This is a genomic window from Acinetobacter pittii ATCC 19004 = CIP 70.29 (assembly GCF_000369045.1).
In the GTDB taxonomy this organism is placed as follows: Bacteria; Pseudomonadota; Gammaproteobacteria; order Pseudomonadales; family Moraxellaceae; genus Acinetobacter; species Acinetobacter pittii.
Genome location: NZ_KB849786.1, coordinates 574,054 through 594,650, shown reverse-complemented (window position 1 = coordinate 594,650; position 20,597 = coordinate 574,054). Strand labels below are relative to the sequence as shown.

Sequence of the window (20,597 nt, the reverse complement as noted above, 5' to 3'; positions counted from 1 at the left end):
CAAGCTATTGATTCTTAGTAAATTTTCTTACATATCGGCATAAATATTTAATTTGAATACCGACAAAAGAAAACTCTTAAGACGGACAAGCTATATATTCAAAGCAAAATTGGAAATGATTAACAAATGCAACTGGTAATCATTTTCATTTGTTTGTATGATGCTGAAACAAGATTAATTTGTCAACCGAGTTATCGTTCAATGTGTGAATTAACTTCGATGCAAGCGGCCTGCTGGTTTGGTCGCTCTGGCAACGCAACTTTAGGTGGGGTTGCTGCCCACCTCTATGCAGAATTTGACGGTCAATTTATTGATCTACAAAAATTACATTTAGCACTTCAACGACTTTATAAAGAACACCCTATTTTGAGGTTAAGTTTGAGCGCCGATGGCATCGCAAACATTATGTCTGAGAAGACTCAACAGATATTAGAAGTCGATGATTTTTCAAAGCTTAGCGATCATCAAATTGAGCAAATGCTCATGCAAAAACGGGAGCAATGGACCCATCAAAAACTTGATTTAAGTCAGGGTCAAACTGCAAGATTTTCTGTAAGTGTTCTTAAAAATAATATTTTCCGTTTTCATGTAGATACGGACATGATTGCTATAGATCCGTCCAGTTTTTTGAACTTGATGGAAGATCTTTCTTTGTTTTATGAAGACCCAGAAATATCATTCTCCCGTCCGCCTAATTTTTTTGACTGGTATCAAAAAATACGGACAGACCCTGAGCTAAAAAAATTAAACCAACGAGACCGCTTATGGTGGAAACAACGTCTGCCTCATATTAGCCCTGCTCCGTCTCTACCTTTCATTCATCAAGAATTCAAAACAGCAAAAAGTGATCGTTTAAGTACTTGGTTATCGCCAAAAGAACGAAAAGCATTACAACAACTTGCTAGAGAACAACAGATTACTGTGACTAACCTGTTATTAGGTTTATTTGCATATACGCTTGGTCATGCAACCAAAGATCACAGCTTCCGATTAAATATTCCTACTTTTTGGCGTGAGCCGGTTTTAAAAAATGTCGAAGGCACTATTGGTGATTTTGCTAATTTAGTCATCCTTGATGTCGATATGAATGAGACGACTACCTTAGCCGCATTCTGCAAACAAATAGCAAATCAAATGCTTGAGTTATTAGAGCATTCACATTATTCGGGTGTTAATGTTCTACGTGACCTGTCCCGTTATCATGGTAGTGCACAGATTGCTCCCGTGGTATTTACAGCAGCACTCGACTTAGAAAATGATAATTTACTTTCCGAACGTGTCCGCCGTGTTTTTGGCTCAATGAATTGGGTCATTTCACAAGGGCCACAAGTTGCACTTGATGCACAAGTTGCTCATGTAGATGACGGTATTTTAGTTAACTGGGACATCCGTTTAGATGCTCTACCCAAAGAATGGATCACGAATTTATTTAAATCTTTCATTCATTTACTTAAAAATCTTGCAGCGCACCCTGAACAACTTAATACACAAATTATAAGCCCAGCCCAAAATACTCCATCAGATCGTACATCCCAAAAATCATTAAACGCGTTACAGCAAGCCTACCTATTAGGCCGAACTCAAGCCCTTCCTTTAGGTGGTGTTGCCATGCAAGAGTTTAGGCAGTATCACGGCGAAATGGATATTGTTTTATTAAAACAACGATTGACAGAAATGGTACGGCGGCATGACAGCTTACGAACCTATATTGATAAAAATAGGTTAGTACAATATGTAAGCAATCAAGTGAGTATCAATTTAAAAGAAATAGACCTAACTACATGGGAACCTGAACGTGCTTCTCACCACATCGAGTCCTATAAAAATAGTTATACGCATGAGCTATTTGATTTAAATCAGTCGCCTTGGAATATCACCGTCTTTTTATTAAAAAATAATCTACTAACGATTTTTGTCCGCTTTGATGCATTAATTTTAGATGGCCGATCTATAGCTTCACTAATGTTAGAGCTATTCGATGGACAACAACATGATATCCAAACGCAAATAGAAGAAAATGAAGCTGAAAATAGCTTGTCTGTTCATCAGGAAGATATGGCTTACTGGGAAAGAAAATTTTCTAAATTATCGGCTATTCCTGCGCTTCCGTGGAAAACACCCTTACAGAATCTACCGACTTCTCGTTACCAACGTAACAGTCTAGTTATAGAAAAAGCCAAATTTAAACAGTTGTCTAAAATTGGCGCAAAACATTCACTGTTTAAAAACTCAGTCATCATGGCGATTATTTTGGAAGTGCTATCTCATTGGAACACGGACAAATCTCTATGTGTTGCTGTTCCTACACTTCCCCTCTATGCCGGACCATTTTCCAATAGCTCTACGTTTATTGCTGTTGAGTGGAAAACTTCAGATCAATTTGCTGAACAAGCAAACCGTTTGCAGACGGAAGTTTTAGAGGGTTTACAGCATCTTTCATTTTCAGGCGTTGATCTCGCTCGACTATTATTTGAAAAAGTTGGCACTGCTCCAGTATTACCAATTGTAATTACAAATGGTTTGTCATGGCCTGTATTATCTGAATCTCATCCTATTCAGCAACAAGATGGACTAACCCAAACCCCTCAAGTTGCAATTGATATTCGCTTTAGCACAAGAAATGACTGCGCTTTAATTTTCGATATTGATTATGCTCAAGAAGCATTTCCTCCCCATATGATTGAGGATTTCTTGGACGCGCTACAATTGGCAATCAAACAAATTATTGGTTCAGAAATATTCAGTTTTGATCTCAGTAATTTTTTCAGTGAGCTTCAAAATAAACGACTATATTTTAAGAATAATGAGTCCGATCATTCGTCTATTCCACTTGATAATAATACTAAACAGCAAAGTCAACTACTCGATATTTATTTAGAAGTGATAGGCCACAAGCCAAATAAGGAAGTGGACAACTCAACTCATTTTACTCATCTCGGGCTGCGTCCACATCATTTAAAGGTCGTTTCAAAACGTATTAATGAAACATACGCGATTCAGCTCTCACCGGTTCAACTTATTCAATGTCGCAATATTGCTGATGTAGAGAAACTACTAACACCACATTAATTCGTATTTTGAACTTTCATCATTTTGGAAACAGATAAAGTATAAACATGAAAAAAATAGATATTACCGGAATTGGTATTGGGCCATTCAACTTAGGTTTAGCTGCTCTTTTGTCTCATCATCCCGAAATCAAAAGTGTATTTTTAGAACGCAAACCAGAATTTCGATGGCATGAAGGATTACTATTGCAAGGCACGACATTACAAGTTCCTTTCTTTGCCGACTTGGTTACTATGGCCAATCCTTGCCATCCTTTAGGTTATATTAATTATTTACATCAACATGATCGTTTACATCAGTTTTATTATTACGACAGTTTTTTAATTCCACGCCGTGAATATGACCATTATTGCCGTTGGGCTTCAAAACAATTACCTGATTGTCAATTTGGAGAAAACGTAAGTCATGTTGAATATGATGCCAAGCTCGATAAATTTATTATAGAAAGTGAATCAGCTTCGGGCGAAAAACAAAAATATATAAGCCAAAATCTGGCGATTGGTATTGGGACTAAACCTCGAATTCCTACGTGGCTTGAAACATGCAAACACCCTTTAGTAAAACATTCTGCGGAGTTTGCGAAAATTCAGGAACAACTCAAACAATGTAAACAAGTCACGGTTATTGGCTCAGGCCAGAGTGCAGCAGAATGTGTGCTTGCTTTATTTAATTCACTTACACTAGAACAAGTAAAAGCAGGTGCCTCTATTCGTTGGATCACACGTTCTGCCGGCTTTCACCCAATGGAATATTCTAAACTTGGGCAAGAATGCTTTACCCCTGCATATATGCAATATTTCCAAAGCCTGCCTAGAGATAAACGCCGCGATATTGCTGCTAGTCAGGGCCTGATCTATAAAGGGATTAGCTTCTCAACCATTGGCGATATATATGATGTGCTTTATGAGCGTTCAGTGGCCGGTGAAAAATCCGGTTTAAGCCTATACACAAGCTGCGAAGTTGAATCGGTTGAAGAACTTGAATCGGGTTCTCTGCGTTTAACCTGTTTGCACACCCAACTCGATCAACGTTGCGAATTAGAAACTGATGCCCTTGTCGCAGCTACAGGCTATGTTCATGATTGGCCTGAATGGTTCCAAAATATGAAAGGTTCTATTTTAGCGGTTGATGATAAAAATGATTGTATTGTTCAAGAAGACTTTACGGCTTTACGTTGTGATCAGGGACAAGGTCGTATTTTCATTCAAAATGCCGAGATTTTTCAGCAAGGTGTAGGTTCTCCAGATTTAGGAATCGGAGCAACCCGAAACTCAGTGATTATTAATCAATTACTGGGGCGTAATGCTTACCGAATTCCTAAACAGTCTTCTTTCCAGCACTATGGTTTGCCAGAATAAAATGTGAATATCATAAAAAACCCGCGATTGCGGGTTTTTTATTCGGTTGAAGATTACAACAAATTAAAAGTCATATGATACAGATAGCATATACGTTCTTGGTGCGCCTAAAGCCAAATTCGTCAATTGTGGCTGTGCCCAATACGCTTTGTTGGTTAAGTTATAGATATTGGCACGGAAAGTCACTGGGTGGTTCTCGACTTTCGTGCTATAGCGTGCGCCAACATCTAAGAGCGTACGTCCAGGTACGGACAAGGTATTTTCTGCATTAATATATTGCTTGGAAACTGCATTGATATTTCCTGATAAGGTTAAAGTCCCTTGTGCTACTTGAGTATCCCACTCTGCTCCAAGCTTAGCCTGATTTTTTGGCACAGCAACTGCTGTATGACCATCGTTTTTTCCACCGTTAGTCTTAGTAAGTTCAGGATCAAGATAGGTAAAGCCACCCATTAAACGCACATGTTCAATCGGTGAACCAAAGAATGACCATTCAATACCACGATTTCGTTGTTCTCCATCCGAAACAAAGGTAGATAAGTTATTCACAAGCTTTGAAGGATCTAAATAACTATTTGGTTTGGTAATTTCAAATGCACTCAATGTATGCGCAAATGTCCCCAAATCAACCTTCAAACCAAGTTCCTGTTGTTTGGTTTTTTGAGGCGGAAATATTTCCCCTCGATTTGATGCATTTGCAGGCGCCTGATCACCCTTTGTCAAACCTTCAATATAGTTTGCATAAACAGAAATTTTATCATTCGCTTTAATCAGTAAGGCGACACCAGGCGTAGTTGCTGATTTAGCATTTTCAGGTAATGTATTAACAGAACTTGTTGCTTTTACATTCTGATGACGAAGTCCTAAAGTCAACTGTACTTTATCTTGAGCAAACGACAATGTATCGGCTAAACCGAAGCTAGAGGTAGAGAGTGTCGAATGCAATAGAAACGGCGGTGTAAATTCCGGTTTAGGCCCCCAATTTGGATTGGGATCATAAATATTCGTAATAACAGGCTTACTAAAACCTGGGATAATTCTATAACCATAATCATCTTGTGCATGATTATAGTAGGTTGCATTGGCGACCCATTGATGTTTCACAGGCCCCGTCTCAAACTTACCTTTAAAACCAGCATCTGCTGATTTTTTATCAACGTCAAAAGCAAGTTGTCCAAGTGTTGAACTCAGTGTTCCAGTGCTACTCGTAATCGTCCCTGCACTTGCCCCATTATATTTATATTGGGTTGTACTTTGTCCATAAGCCGCATATGCCATTAACTGATCAGAAAAATCATATTCGCCACGAATCATGGCACCTTTATCTTTGGTTTCCACAGAGCCCCAATCCGGACTAAGTAAGGTATCCGCTTTCGGTGGTTTCGGAATTCCAACTGCAGTAGAGACGTTAACACCACGTGTCACACCATCAACATGATCTAAGGCATCGTAAGCATCAACAAAAACACGTGCTTTTTCACCTTGCCAATCTAAGCCAAGCGAAAATAAACGACTTTCTTTCGACTGATCATTAACTGCTGCATCACCATCTCTATACATCCCATTGATACGAACGCCGAATTCTTTATTTTCACCAAATCTTCTTCCAACATCGACATGTCCACCAAACTGAGCATCCGACATATAAGTTGTGGTCAATCGTGCAAACGGTTCATCAGCCGCATATTTGGTCACTAGATTTACCGTTCCACCCACCGATCCTGCTGGCGGCATCCCATTTAACAAAGCGGAAGGACCTTTCAACACCTCAACGCGGCTAAACATTTCCGGAGAAGTTCGATAAAACGGTGTGATACCAAAAAGTCCGTTCATTGACATATCATTCGTGCTCGAAGCATATCCACGAATATAATAGTTTTCACTCCAACCACCACTTGCACCGTTGGTATATATCGATGGATCAGTTGCTGCAATCACTTCTGTAATATCTTTTGCCTGTTTATCTTCGATATATTTATCGGTATAACTAATCGTATTAAATGGCGTATCTAGAAATTTTTTACTGCCGAGAAATCCAACATTGCTCGATGTTGCAACTTGTCCACCTGCATAAGTATCGTCTTGTTCAGCTTTTACGGTAATTGCTGGTAAAGCTGCTACATTTGTTTGAGCAGCTTGTTGTTCTAGAGTTTTTGTTGAATTATTAATAACAGCAGCATAGGTATTTGATGCACATAGTACAAATACAGTGCCTAATGCATAGCCTAATCGAAGGGCCATTTGTGCAGATGCAATACCATTTAATACAAAAGAACGGTGATTAATTCTTTGATCATTCCCACTTTTAAAATTACGGTTATCGCTAACGTTGTTCATTGAAAGACCTTTAATGTTGTGATTCATTTTTTATTGACTATCTGCTTAAAGTACAAAGCAAAATAGTGAAAATTTATGCTGTAAAATTTGATTACGTGATGTGCATAAAAATTTATTGGTAGCCTTTTTTTACATCTTCCATCACTATTTTAAGTGAGGTTGGGCTTGCAGCCGTGGTGTACCACGCATCGGCATCGACAAAAATGACACGACCGTTTTTCCACGCTTTGGTTTGACGTAATAATGGATTTTCAACACTGGCAGCATTAATGTTTGAGCGATGTTCCATCACAGCAGTTCGGTCCACGATATAGAGAATATCCGGGTCCGCTTTTTTGATGAATTCACTCGAAATTGGTTGCCCATGTAGACTTGTATCCATCACACCACTTGCAGGCTTTACTCCAAAAGCATTAAAAATAAAGCCATAGCGTGACTGAATACCAAAATTACTAAATGCTCCATTGTTATGAAGAACGACTAATGCTCTTTCTGGGCGATTGGCCGTTACGGCTTGTACTTGCTTCACTTGTTCATCAAGTTCAGAAACTTTCTGGCGAGCTAAGTCTTCTTTATTAAATATTTTTCCTAAGGTCATCATATGGTCTTTAACCAGACCAATATGATTACTCTCGCTATTGTTGAAGTTAATATCGTAATGAATGGTCGGGGCAATTTTTGACAGTTCCTGATACTGATTAACGTGTAATGGCGTCATCAAAATCAAGTCTGGTTTTAATGCATATATCCGTTCCATATTGGGCTGTACAATTGCACCCAAATCCTGAATCTGTGCATCTTTTTTATATTTTTCCAAAAAGTGTGGAACATAATCTTTTGGCATTCCCATAATCGGGACATTCAGTTGATCTAGAAAGTCAGCTTCATTCATATCAAGTACGGCAACGCGTTGCGGTAGATGATCTATCACCGTAGTTCCAAGCGCATGTTTTACCGTAATCGGTTCTGCTAGCTTCTGAGAAGCTTGAGTGGTATCTGCAACTTTTTGATCACATGCTTGTAGAGTGACAGCTGCCGCTATGATTAGGGCTACTCCCCCATACTTTTTCTTCCAGTTCATATGTATTCAAGCTCCAGATGAGTTGAAGTAATTACACATACAGCCACGCTCACTGTATGTAATTTCAAAATCAAGCTCGTACAGATCATTTAATTGCGCCTCTGTAATCACTTGTTCGGTTAACCCACTGAAATGAAGCTTGCCGTTCTTCAGCGCGACAATATGGTCCGAATAATTCGTGGCAAAATTGATGTCATGAATGACTAAAATCACAGTGCGCCCTTGTTCATCACATAGGCGTCTGAGTGCACGCATAATTTGAACGGCATGTTTCATATCAAGGTTATTTAAGGGTTCATCTAATAAAAGTACGTCTGTTTGCTGTGCGATCGTCATCGCCAAAAAGGCCATTTGCCTTTGACCACCACTAATTTCATCGATGTAAGATTTGCGCAGCGGCTCTAAAGAAAGAAACTCAATAGCTTCATCAACCACCTGATGATCTTGCTCGGTTAAAACACCACGGCTATAGGGAAAGCGTCCAAATGACACCAGCTCTTCTACGGTTAAGCGCAAATTAAAGCCAGGTGCTTGACGTAAAGTCGCGACATGCTTGGCGTAAACAGCGGTTTTAATATCCGCAATATTTTGATGATTAAGAAAAATCTCGCCTTTATCTGGTTCAATTAAACTTGCCATCATCATGAGCAAAGTCGATTTTCCGGCTCCATTTGGACCAATGAGTGACGTCACCTGACCTGTAGGAAATTCAACATTTACGTCTGTCAGTATTGGCTTATTTCCATATGACTTATTGATATTCTTGACATGAATCATGCAACACCTCGGGTACGAACCGTCAGCGCAAGGAAATAAATGCCACATACCAGATTGACCAAAATGCTGACGGTCGTTTTGTAATTAAAAACGTGCTCAACTAAAATTTGAGCAGCAATAAATATGGCAATCGTGATGGCACAGCCCATGGGCAGCGTTAATTTATGCTTATAACTTCTTGCTAGTGCATAAGTAATGTTGGCAATGAATACGCCCATAAATACTGTCGGGCCAATGAGACTGGTAGATACCGCAACCAAAATAGCGATCAGGGCTAAATAGAAACTGACATAGCGGTGATGATGAATGCCTAATGAAATGGCTTGCTCACGTCCTAAAACCAGAACATCCAAAACAGGAAGTGCTTTTCTGCCGAGGAATAGAACAATGACTACGGCTACGCTGGCATACAATAAAGTTTCTGGTTGAGAGCGATTAAACGAAGCATAGCTAAGGCCTTGGAAAACAGAAAATTCACCAGGATTAATTTTGAGTTGAATAAATTGAGTAACCGTCCCGACGACCATCGTAAGGACTAAACCTAAAAGCAACAGGAGAAACACATCATTTCTGCCATATGGCAATAACCACTTATGGATTACCCACGAATAAAGCAGCATTAAAACGATAGAGATAAAGAAATTACCGTTTACGCCTAACTGGCTTAATCCATGCGTTCCCCAAAAAAACAACAACAAAACTTGCCATAAGAGATAAATCGCTTCATAGCCCATAATGGAAGGGGTCAAAATACGATTACCGACCAGTGTTTGAAAAACAATCGAGGAAAAAGCAACACAAATACCGGCTATCACAATCGTGGCAAGACGCAGAAGTCGATTAGGAATGACATAATCAAAATCTAACCCTGAGTTTAAAAATAAAAAACTTATTGCTAGACAGACGACAATCAGGTAAATCATCCATAGCTTTGTAATACGCATTATCTGAACTCCCTCAAAATGAGGATGAGGAAAATAATTCCCCCCACACCACCTGCGGTAAGTCCGATCGGCACTTCAAATGGGTAAATAATTGAGCGGCCAAGAATGTCGCAAATCAGTAATAGAGACGCCCCACCTAAAGCCACAATGGGCAAGGTTTTAGCTAAGTTTTCTCCGTATTTCAGTGCGACTAAATTAGGGACTACGAGCCCGACAAAAGGAATAGCACCAACCGTAATTACTGTGGTCGAAACTGTAATGGCAACCAGTATCAAACCAATCGCGGCTATAGCTGCATAACTGAGCCCTAAGCTAGAAGCCATCTCTTCACCCATACCAATTACGGTAAAGCGGTGTGCAAAAAGATAAGTCAGGACAACAATCGGAAAAATAATGTAAATAACTTCATAGTGGCCTTGGACAATTTTTGAAAAATCTCCTAAAAGCCACCCTTGCATACTTTGTAAAATATTAAAGCGATAGGCATAAAACTCAGCTAAGGCACTCAGTACACTGCCGTACATCAAGCCAATAACCGGTACTAAAACTGTATTTCTAAAACGGATCCGGCGGATAATTGCGATATAAATTAAGCTGGCAATAAAACAAAAAATGATCGCAAATATCATCTTACTCAGCGTGCTGGTTACCGGAACTAAAGTTAACGACACTAAAATTCCTAGTTTGGCAGCATCTAAACCGCCCGACGTTTCCGGTTCAACAAACTTGTTACGCACAATATGCTGCAAGATGACACCACATACCGCCAGCCCGATACCGGTGAGCACAATGGTAATTAAACGAGGGATACGGCTGGCTGTAAGAGTGAGCCAACTCTCATGAGAAAAAGAAAATAAGGTAGACCACTGTATTTGCTCAGCCCCGAGCAATAATGAGCAAATACATAAAAGGATAAAAATACAGAATAAGCCAAATCGCATCAGTGGCGTGCCCCACTTGAGCGTAATAAAACCGATGCAAATTGTAAATTTAGTCCCATCAAACCAAAGCGAGGGAAAATTTGTTCAACATTTGATGGGCTTATTAACCTTTCATGATTGAATATTCTCATGAAAATTCCTCAATTTTATCGAGACAACAAAATAAGTTCCTTTTTGAATAGGCAAAATCACAGCCCTATTCTTAGGATCGTTTTTTCATCTTTAAATTATTTTTGCTGAACCAATTTCGAATTAAATAAATATTAATCAATCACTTATTATTTATTTTCTATTTTAAAAATTCGTCATTCTCAATTGGCACCATCTTCTTGCAAATAATAATCTTGATGTAAATGAGAATCAATTATAGTATGTTTAAAGGTAAAATGTAACCCTACTGTTACATCAGTACAGTTCATGTGGACATCAACTCATTAGAAAAAGGTCAATTTTTGCAAACAAGCAAATCTATAACATTATGAATTATATGAAATTTAATCTAATGTAAAAAATTTGCGAAATAAAAATTGATGAAAATAGCCATTTGATAAACCAGGATTCATTTATGTTGGAACAATTTTCCAAATCGCCCTCTCTCCTTTCGGTTACTGATTACGAAGAACATATCTGGATGTTGCAATTACAGCAGCCTGAACAAGTTAATCGACGTTTTAATCTGTGGAAAGTTAATCAAGGTTTAGACATTCAACTGCTGATTAAAGCAATTCAAGACATTATTAAAACTACGCCTGACTTAAATGTCCGCTATACATTTAGTGACGAAGGCGATTTATACAAATATCCATTTGATGACCATTCAGCTTGCCTAGAATTAAAAAAGAGCAATACAGAACAGGTATTTGAGCAGATAGCTACCTTAAAAGCGCAATCATGGAATGCAGAATTTCATCCCCCTTTTTTTACAAGTCTCGTAGAAACTGAACAAGACTATTTTCTTATTTTAGCGCTCCACCCGATTCTTGATGAAAGCTATCAAAAGTCAGATTTCATTCAGGCTATACAAAATCGCTATCAACAATATTCAACCAATAATATGCCATTGGTACTGACTGAAATTGATATCTCACATCATCTAGATACAAGTTTCGCAAAAGCGCCACAACAACCTAACCAAACCTATGTTTCAGAAATTATTTTAGAAGAGTTCCGAAATACTCTCGCTGAACCAGAAATGAGCCAACATGATGACTTTTTTGATTTTGGCGGCCATTCACTCTTAGCAACACGAATTATTGGAAACCTACTCAATAAACATGGAATTGAGATTCAATTTAATGATTTCTTTAAATCCCCATCTGCTGCTGACTTAGCCCAATACGCTTTCGTTAAATCTGCAAAAACTGAAAAATCCACCTTAGAAAGTGTCGATAAAGCCCCGCTTACTTTAGCTCAAGATTTCCTGTGGCAAGCTTATTCTGCGTTCGATTTTAGCCCAATTTATAACTTGCCATTTGCCGTAGAATTCCTTGCAGAAATTAATGAAGATATTTTCTTGCAAGCGTTTACAGATATTGTTGAGCGCCATGCAGGTTTACGCACAATTTTTAATAGAGCCAATGGTCAAACCTATCAACAGGTGGTTCCTACGTCTGAACTTCAACAATTCAAATGGTTTTGGAACAGTGCCGAAAGTCACGATGCAACGCTTGCAAGTGAAGCTTCATATAAATTTGATTTAACTCGCGAACTTCCCTTAAGAATTCGTTTAATTCGAAATGCCAAAGGTCGCCAAACTCTATCGTTTTTAGTTCATCACATGGTGATTGATGAATGGTCTTTAAATACGATTATGGCTGACCTTGCGCATGCTTATCTTGCTCGCTCAAATGCTCAAGCACCAAACTGGAAGGCACCTGCCCAATCTATTCTTGATTTTTCTTTACTCAAGCAAAAGCAAGGGATCAACCAAGACCATCTAAATTATTGGACTAACCTGCTAACAGGGGCAACCAAAGGTTTACATCTCCCTATTTCGCAAAATGAATTAAATGCTGAAAAGGAAAAACCTCCAGTCCAATGGCTCGAACTTAAATTTGCACCGGAAATGCATGACAAGCTCCTCGCATTTTCGAGACAACACGGCTCTTCTATTTTCGCAGTTCTCTATACTGCTATCGCCAATGCGTTACAGCAACAAGGCGATTTAAAAGATATTGTGATTGGTACTTCTGCTTCTGGACGAACTGATCCTGAATTTTTTGATACGGTGGGTTACTTTACGACCATGGTTGCGCATCGCACACAATTTAGCCCATCAGATTCATTCCAATCGTTGCTCCACAATATCAGCACAATGATTAATACCTCGATGGCCTATGCAGATATTCCCATCAACCATATTCAAAATGCATTAGGAATGAGCGCAGATGAAGGACTGTTATTTGATGTGTTTATTCATATCCATTCAAATAACGCTTTAAACGGCGCGCTCAAAACACCTCAGGGACAAGACCTTCCTTATCGCCAGATCTTGCCCGAACGTGATGAATCGATGTTCGGATTGCATTTTGAAATTATGGAAAATGTGATTGATGGACAACATCAGTTAAGCATGATCATTACGTATCAAGCCCACCGCTTCCCGACAGCAACAGTGGAAAGTATCTGTGAAAAAATTAAGGCAACCTTAGCTCAAATCTAGTTGCCCTAAAACCCACCATGTGCTTAAAAGCAAACAACTCAACTCCGCTTTTAAGCACATTTCAATTTTTTCTATTTTATTTGTTGCTCTACTTTATTCACCACATCCTGAATTGTTTTGCAGCTAATGAGTGTATAAAAATCAATTTCTGTATTGAGCTTCTGAGAAAGTTTCTGAGCAATACTCATGAGTTGTTTCGGACGAATTCCTATCGCTAATATTTCACTTCTATAAAAAATATCCATTCTTTCAGCTTGGCTGTCAGCTATGCATTCACGGAAAACCGATAAGACCGAATCTCCCACCTCAGCGACTGATGACAGTGTTTTAGTGGAATTTGTAGCCAACGTAGAAGATACATAAATTTTCCCCTGAGCGATTTCTTGCACAGCTTTACGATCAATTTTTCCATTCCGGGTCAAAGGTATGGTTTCGACGACCAAATATTTCGAAGGAATATGTGAACTCGGCAAATGCACTTTTAAAAAGTTCTTTAATTCGGGGCTATTTAAGCGAGTAGTTTTGTATTTATTTTCTAGAGTATAAACGGCGACTAGCTCTTGAGTTTCAGTCGTTGGATGTATACAACTTACCACCACACAATTATGAATATACGGGTTCTTCGTTAAAGTATTTTCAACCTCGGCCGCAGAGATTCTCACGCCTTTTATCTTTAAATAACCTTCCTCACGTCCAGCAAAAATAATATTTCCATCTTCCCTAAAATATCCTTGATCACTCATGCGAAAAGCAGTTTGAGTTTCATTTCCGCTCACTTGAATATCCACGAAATCTTTATAATAAATTTCCCCATCAAGTAAATAACCATTAGATAAATTCAAACCAGTCATATACATCGTACCGACCTCGCCCATTTGGCAAGGCTTCAGATTTTCATCCAAAATAAAATAATTGTTATTTTCTAAAGCTTTTCCATACGGAATAATTTCCTGATCTTGCTCATTTATTTCATGCCATATACTCCAAATTGTGGTTTCGGTAGGTCCACCTAATGAAAATAAACGAGCGTTAGGCAATTGTTCTCTTAACTTCGAAATGAGTGAAGGTTTAATGTAGTCGCCGCCTTGGGCAATTAAACGCAAAGACTGTAGTTGTTCTTTTTGAGCTACACTGAACAGCATATCGACAATAGCAGGCACACTGCTCCAAAGCGTAACCTTGTAGCGATCTACTAAATTGGCCCAGACAACAGCATCTTTACTTTGCTCAAAAGATGGCACCACCAAAGTTGCGCCCACTGTCATTGCAGCAAATACATCAAATACCGACATATCATGATGAAACGGTGTTACCGCCATAATTACATCGTCAGCAGTAATTTCCCATTCCGAGATCGTCTGTTGTAGCGTGTTTTCTGTCGCTTGGTTATTTAAGACCACACATTTCGGAGTCCCTGTACTTCCCGAAGTATATAAATAATATGCAGGAAGTCGGTTAATTTCGGCATTAAAGCTCGGTTTGTACTCAGTTGTAGCCGATAAAATTTGATTAATATTTAAGTTTTGAACACCAGCAATAGATGAGTCACTCACCACAACATCTGCCCGACTATTCGTCAATAAATAGTTCAGTCTCGATGGCGGAGAATCCATATCTACAGGTAGCCAAATGATGCCTGTGAGCGCACATGCCAAAGCGGTATAAATATGCTCAGGACTTTTTCTCAAGCAAATTGCAACCACAGACCCTGTCGCCAAATCTTGCATTTTTAGCGCATACATAACTTTGGCGACCTGAGTCCCTACCTCAGCATAACTAATGCTACGGTCTTCAAAAATAAGTGCTGTTCGATGGGAATTTTGATCAAAAATATTTTCATAAATTCGCTTTAAGAAATTTTCTAGGTTGTTATTTTTATCATTCATTTGCCCTAAATTTTGACTCAAATTTTTTAGCATTTATCTTGGTCCTCACCCTATTCTTTATGCAATACCACCCCACCTAATATTCAAAACAAAGTTATAAAAATGTCGTCTTTATCGCTGTTTGTTCGAATAATAGATATCTCAGCACAATAATACAAATGATAATCATTTACAATTAATATTGTGAGAAATATCAATTTCCCCCCTTTAAAAGCACTTTATAAAAAATAATAAATATCAAAACAATAAGATAATTTTTAACCTTAGGTCTAATCGCTTAGAGGTCTATATTTATGATCTAAAAACCACAATTAATAATGATTATTATTTACATTTAGAGCCAACTTGGTTATCGTAATGAATAGAGAGACTACATCTATATCAATTATTACGCTCTATAGTAATCATGAAGCTTGGGTTATATGTATGACAAAAATTGCAGAAAAATCGAAACAAGAATATGGCGACTTACTAAAAGAAAAAGACCATCTACAAGATATGGAACAGCTTGAGATGACCATCGTCTCGATCCATACGCCGTATCCGTCCATTGTAAGAATTCAAGGAAAAATCAACACATTACAACCAGAGCTTTGGCAAGCTCCCAATTTGGCAATTCGTTTAATTGTGAGCAATCCGCCAGAGGGACAACCCATCTCACGCGTCTATACGGTCCGTTCGTTCAACCCTGTAAACACTCAAATCGAAATTGATTTTGTTAAACATGAAGATTTAAGTCCAGCAATGGAATGGCTTAATTCGGCTCAAGTGGGTACAAAAATCGGGCTTATTGGCCCCCGCCCTCATTTCATTCCCAACTTCATACATAAAAAACATGTGGTCATGTTTGCCGACGATACAGCCATACCCGCGTTATATTCGATACTGAATGAATGGGAAAATGGCGTAAGTGCGGATATTTTCATTGAGAGTTTTGAAAAAGATATTGCTAGCCAATTACCCCATCATGACCATGTCAAAATTCATTCGTTCCATAAAGAACATCACACACCACAAAAAGGTCTTCTTTTAAAAGCAGCATTTGCACTAAAAACTTATGACAATATTACGATTTGGGCGGCTTGTGAACGCAAAGAAGCCAGAGCTTTACGCCAGTTTTTTTTAGAAGACAAACAGTTTAATAAAAATGACGTGCGTATTGCTGGCTATTGGAGAGATGGCGTATCAAGTTCAGAACTAGACATATTACGTGCTCAACATTATCAGAAACATATTCAGCAAGGTAAGACATTGAATGAATATGATGACCTTGATTTAGCGAACTAAGATAAGCAATCATTTGAATAAAGCCTGCCTTGTGCAGGTTTTTTTATGCGTCAACATACATCTATAAATATAAAGCTATACGACCATATCAATTATGCAACGACATGTTGCAGTTAACCTATTTTTCTAGCCTCTATAGAACATTAAGATATTTCTCAAGAGATAAATAAAAAATTTGGGAGATTAGATCATGAATGCTTATCTACATCGTAGTGAAGATCGAGGTCATGTAAAAGCAGGCTGGTTAGAGTCTTATCATAGCTTTTCATTTGGTAGTTGGTACGACCCTAAATATATGGGTGTAAGCGCTCTACGCGTAATTAATGACGACCAGATTGATGCGCATAATGGTTTTGGTACGCACTCCCATGACAACATGGAAATCTTAACCTGTGTGTTAGATGGTGCAATTTCACATCGCGACACGATGGGAAATGAAGGCCAGATTAAAGCAGGTGAATGGCAACTCATGAGTGCCGGCACAGGTGTTGCCCACAGTGAAATCAACAACACTGACACGCCTGTACATTTACTACAAATCTGGATTATTCCTGATGAAAGAGATGCAGAGCCAAATTACCAGCAAATTAATCTTGACCCGCGTAAGGATCCAAACAAATGGCATTTAATTGCAGGACCTGATGCAAATGCACCAATGCATATTCGCCAAAATGCAGAAGTAAAATCTGCCGTGTTGGAAAAAGGACATGAGTTAACTGTTGATACGGTTAAAAAAGTGAACTATGTGCACGTGATTTCAGGTGTAGTTCGCATTGGCGATCAAGAAGTTAAAGCAGGCGATGCTTTAGTTTTTGAAGATAAAGCGACAATTCACGCAACTGAAGACAGTCAATTTATCTGGTTCGATTTACCTTAAATGATCAAAAGCCCTTTGCATAAAAGGGCTTTTTTTAATCTCCCCCGCCACCACCGCCATCACATCCTCCTGAATCTGAAGATGATGAGGAACAGTCATTTGAGTAACTAGAGCTATGATGATGACTCGGACTATTATCATGAAAATGATGTGTTAAAGCAGATGAATGATCCTGCTCACCAGATGGTGAATAATTTTTTAAATTTCTGAGTAGTGCGATTAAACAAATGAGTCCAATACTAGAAAAAATTACTGTGAATATAATAGTAAATAACTTCAAATAACGACCTCCTAGATCAAGCTATAGAGATGCTTGTTGTGTTCCCATTTATTATATGAGTCATGTTTAATAAACAAGTTGTTTTTTTGATAAATAAAAGTTGCATTAAACCAACCCCGCCAAAAAACAATCCAACACCTTTTCCCGCTCAATTGCCACATCCGAGCTTAAAAGTTGAATGATTGTACCTTCAATCATATATAAAAATAATTTGGCATCCTGAAAAGTCGCATCGTTTTTAAGTGTTCTCAGCTGGCTATAAATTTCATTGATGAGCCACGTTCTATATCTCACTGCGGTGATATAGGCTTTTGGATAGGTCAGTTTCGTTTCAAAAATTGCTTTAAATAATAAATAGTATGGCCCTTCTACATCGCTATGTAAGAAATAAAGTTTCTTAAGTTTATCCTTCACGTTTGTACTTTGATCGTACTCAACAATTGAGACTACTTTTTCTTTTAAGCGTTCTTTTTGCACGATCAAACAGATTTCAATAAATCGCTCTTTAGAATGAAAGTAGTTATAAAAAGTTGCTTTTGGAGTGTGAGACTCTTTCACGATTCGGTCGATGCCCACTGTGTGAAATCCGTGATGATGAAACAAATGAATCGATGTATTAATGATTTGGATCGCACGTGTTGAGAGAACTAAATTTGGCATATTTTTACCGTTATAAATTCTTGTTGTTTCTAAACGAGATACTTTTTTGGGAGAAAAAAAGGCATAGCAAAGCCGTAAGACTGTGCTTGGCACATCTCAAGTTTTATTGTTAATGCAAGTTTTTTTGAGCCGTAATGACTTAAAGCCTGAAAACCCTAAAGGGCATCAAGCTGCTTTAAATTTTTAAGTTGTGTCGTTATAGCTTTTGGCAGTCGCTGCCAAGAAATTAAGAATGTGCAAAGCCAACTCCTTTTTATTGGGAGTTCTGCCAGACATTTATAGAATTATGGTGGCAGAACGGAAGAAGGTTGACAGACTAGTATTATCTCAAACTAGCACACCCGAAGGTGTCCCTCTCCCGTCCTACCGCTACGGGAAAGGGACGAGTAGCTACCACACAAGACTATTCCTCAGAAGAAATAACTCTGATGCGGGAGATAATATTCAGCCTGTCAAAGCCGGCTGGCAATGTGGCCAGCAGGCAAAGGATAGTGCTCTGCCCTATTGCAGTCAAGCACACAAAATGACATTTGTTTTAAATTAGATCATTAAAAAGTAAGGATAAATAATGAATATGTGATTGTTTAAGAGGGGTTTATAAAGGTGGGTTTTTAGGGGTATGTAGGTTTTGTGAATTAGGAATGAATTAGTAAATTTATAGGATTCAATATATTGCTGTATCTCAAACCAATAAAAAAGCCCTAAACCATTATAGATTAGGGCTTTTAAAGTCATATAAAGCTATTAGAGTTTATCGCTTAATCTTCATCTTTTTTTTCATCATCTAAAGATGTCAATTTTTTAGCATCTTCTACAAGAATTTGCGTAATACCATTTTTATTAATACTAAAAAATAAATAATCTCTATTAGCATAAAGTAGTGAAATATTTGATGTTCCACTTTTCTTAACAAGTTTTTCTAAAAGAATATGAGAGTTATAAAATTTTTCATCCTTAATAATTTTATCATTCAAATCTTTAATTTTATTTTCCAACAAAAATGATATAGAAATTATATATGAAATTAAAAAAATCCAATATATAAAATCTAAAATTTTATAACTATTATCAATACTAATATTTATCACCAATAAAGTAATTATATAAACAACCAAAACCATTAAATTTAAAAACAGAAAATCATAAAAAATATAAGTAATTATTGATTCTGGATTAGATTCCAAAAACTTAAAAGTAAGTAAAATCAACGCAAAAGACAAAATAATTATATAAAATACTTTAGTTCTTACACCACCAATATTATCCACATTCCAATTAAAAAATTTAATCATTTCAGTAAATATAGAAATCACAAATACAAAATAGATAAGAAAAATTCCTACTAAGATTCCATCAGGAATAACTTGTGCTACTGAAAAAAATCTTACATAAGGAAAACCGACATAATAGATAATATTTACTATTTGATATAGCCCACCAATTACTGTGGGAAATATTAAAAAAAGACTTAAATATTCTTTAAAAAAATCTAGTGCCTGCTTCAAATTTTATTTCCTATCCAAATCAAATATAGCTAAATTCCATAAAACTTTGAAATAGATTCAGCTAATAATGTACCTGCCGTAGCAATACCAATTTCCCAGCTACCATTTGCAGCTTTTCCCATCATATTTGCGATCCACTCACTTACATTTACGCCTAATTTTTTAGAATTTTTGGGTTTAGGATCTGCTTGAATAGCAGCCTCTAATTTTTGTATATCAGTATATCCAACTTTATTTTCCATTAGATATTTTGCTAAAGAGTCAAAATCATATTCTGTGATATTCATTTGATTATTCTGATTTACCGTTCCACCTGAGATAGTACCAACAACTCCTTGCATATTTTGAATATTAAAATTATTAACTGACATAGCGGCCTTTTTTTCCTTTTCTGAAAACTTCATACCTTCCCCCAAAATTCCGTCCTCTTCGAGCTGTAATGACCAATTTAATATAATATTTCTTAATTTTGAAGGTATAGTTAAAAGCTGACTTCTTTCAAAAATGACTCTTGGTTCTAATTGAGTAAATCCCTTTTGCATAGACATTAATTTGGACTTAGCTTCATTACTAATAACATTTTCAAAACTATTACCTTCCTGACTTAGTAAATTATTAATTTCACCAACTGATTGTTTGATCTTAATAGTAGTTACTAATCTATCTAATGTATCAGGAATTATAAAAGGTTGGAGCCCATGGTACGGATTAAATACCTTAAGTTGCCCTTTAATTACTCTATAATCTGGAATATTCTCTTTATCATATCCTTCAAGTTCATTCTCGCACCATTTTCTAAATTTTTTAATTTTAAGTTTTCTTGCTACTAAAAGTGCTTTATTTAATAGCTCTTCAATATTACTATTAGGATCTACTGCTAGCTCTTGCAATTGTAAAACTATAGATGTCTCACTCAATTTAATTACCTACTTA

The 20,597-nt window shown here is 37.4% G+C and carries 15 protein-coding genes; 5 read left to right on the top strand and 10 right to left on the bottom strand.

The features are described from left to right. Positions 1-126 precede the first annotated feature (126 nt). Positions 127-3,069, top strand: a complete 2,943-nt coding sequence (basD, locus tag F928_RS06960; RefSeq protein WP_005073355.1) for an acinetobactin non-ribosomal peptide synthetase subunit BasD — start codon at positions 127-129, stop codon at positions 3,067-3,069. A gap of 47 nt (positions 3,070-3,116) precedes the next feature. Then, complete coding sequence (gene basC / locus F928_RS06955) at positions 3,117-4,427, top strand: putative histamine N-monooxygenase (RefSeq protein WP_005073353.1); 1,311 nt, start codon at positions 3,117-3,119, stop codon at positions 4,425-4,427. Between the two features lie 63 nt (positions 4,428-4,490). On the opposite strand, the gene bauA is transcribed toward basC, so the two are convergent. The 5 genes from bauA to bauD all read right to left on the bottom strand — a co-directional run bounded on the left by bauA (position 4,491) and on the right by bauD (position 10,507). Further along, positions 4,491-6,791, bottom strand: coding sequence for a TonB-dependent ferric acinetobactin receptor BauA (gene bauA / locus F928_RS06950; RefSeq protein WP_025465571.1), 2,301 nt, complete (start codon positions 6,789-6,791; stop codon positions 4,491-4,493). An 85-nt stretch (positions 6,792-6,876) separates the two neighbouring features. Next, positions 6,877-7,845: a siderophore-binding periplasmic lipoprotein BauB gene (bauB, locus tag F928_RS06945; RefSeq protein WP_005073348.1), complete on the bottom strand. Its 969-nt coding sequence runs from the start codon at positions 7,843-7,845 to the stop codon at positions 6,877-6,879. Between the two features lie 6 nt (positions 7,846-7,851). Beyond that, a complete protein-coding gene (gene bauE / locus F928_RS06940; protein WP_005073346.1) occupies positions 7,852-8,622 on the bottom strand; it encodes a ferric acinetobactin ABC transporter ATP-binding protein BauE in 771 nt (256 codons plus the stop codon). Next, positions 8,619-9,566, bottom strand: a complete 948-nt coding sequence (gene bauC / locus F928_RS06935; protein ID WP_005073343.1) for a ferric acinetobactin ABC transporter permease subunit BauC — start codon at positions 9,564-9,566, stop codon at positions 8,619-8,621. The genes bauE and bauC overlap by 4 nt, the downstream gene beginning before the upstream one ends. After that, positions 9,566-10,507 (bottom strand): ferric acinetobactin ABC transporter permease subunit BauD, encoded by a 942-nt coding sequence (gene bauD, locus F928_RS06930; RefSeq protein WP_005073339.1) that lies wholly within the window; start codon positions 10,505-10,507, stop codon positions 9,566-9,568. The genes bauC and bauD overlap by 1 nt, the downstream gene beginning before the upstream one ends. A gap of 631 nt (positions 10,508-11,138) precedes the next feature. On the opposite strand from bauD, the gene basB reads away from it, so the two are divergent. Next, a complete protein-coding gene (gene basB / locus F928_RS06925) occupies positions 11,139-13,169 on the top strand; it encodes an acinetobactin non-ribosomal peptide synthetase subunit BasB (RefSeq protein WP_080632638.1) in 2,031 nt (676 codons plus the stop codon). Positions 13,170-13,240: 71 nt separating this feature from the next. Here the strand turns inward: basB and basA are convergent, their stop codons facing one another. Beyond that, positions 13,241-15,088: an AMP-binding protein gene (gene basA, locus F928_RS06920; RefSeq protein WP_005073329.1), complete on the bottom strand. Its 1,848-nt coding sequence runs from the start codon at positions 15,086-15,088 to the stop codon at positions 13,241-13,243. Positions 15,089-15,481: 393 nt separating this feature from the next. Here basA and bauF point away from each other — a divergent pair, with 393 nt between their 5' ends. Together bauF and F928_RS06910 are read left to right on the top strand one after the other, a co-directional pair. Further along, a complete protein-coding gene (gene bauF, locus F928_RS06915; RefSeq protein WP_016806241.1) occupies positions 15,482-16,342 on the top strand; it encodes a siderophore-interacting protein in 861 nt (286 codons plus the stop codon). Positions 16,343-16,532: 190 nt separating this feature from the next. Further along, the gene (locus tag F928_RS06910; protein ID WP_005068005.1) at positions 16,533-17,219 is read left to right on the top strand and encodes a pirin family protein; all 687 of its coding nucleotides are present in this window, start codon (positions 16,533-16,535) and stop codon (positions 17,217-17,219) included. Between the two features lie 34 nt (positions 17,220-17,253). Here the strand turns inward: F928_RS06910 and F928_RS22750 are convergent, their stop codons facing one another. The 4 genes from F928_RS22750 to F928_RS06895 all read right to left on the bottom strand — a co-directional run bounded on the left by F928_RS22750 (position 17,254) and on the right by F928_RS06895 (position 20,581). Next, positions 17,254-17,499, bottom strand: coding sequence for a hypothetical protein (locus F928_RS22750; RefSeq protein ID WP_005073323.1), 246 nt, complete (start codon positions 17,497-17,499; stop codon positions 17,254-17,256). Between the two features lie 105 nt (positions 17,500-17,604). After that, positions 17,605-18,159: a TetR/AcrR family transcriptional regulator gene (locus F928_RS06905; RefSeq protein WP_005073320.1), complete on the bottom strand. Its 555-nt coding sequence runs from the start codon at positions 18,157-18,159 to the stop codon at positions 17,605-17,607. 758 nt (positions 18,160-18,917) lie between these two features. Continuing rightward, complete coding sequence (locus tag F928_RS06900) at positions 18,918-19,664, bottom strand: hypothetical protein (RefSeq protein WP_005073319.1); 747 nt, start codon at positions 19,662-19,664, stop codon at positions 18,918-18,920. Between the two features lie 29 nt (positions 19,665-19,693). Beyond that, positions 19,694-20,581: an AbiTii domain-containing protein gene (locus F928_RS06895; RefSeq protein ID WP_005073317.1), complete on the bottom strand. Its 888-nt coding sequence runs from the start codon at positions 20,579-20,581 to the stop codon at positions 19,694-19,696. Between the last annotated feature and the right edge of the window lie 16 nt (positions 20,582-20,597).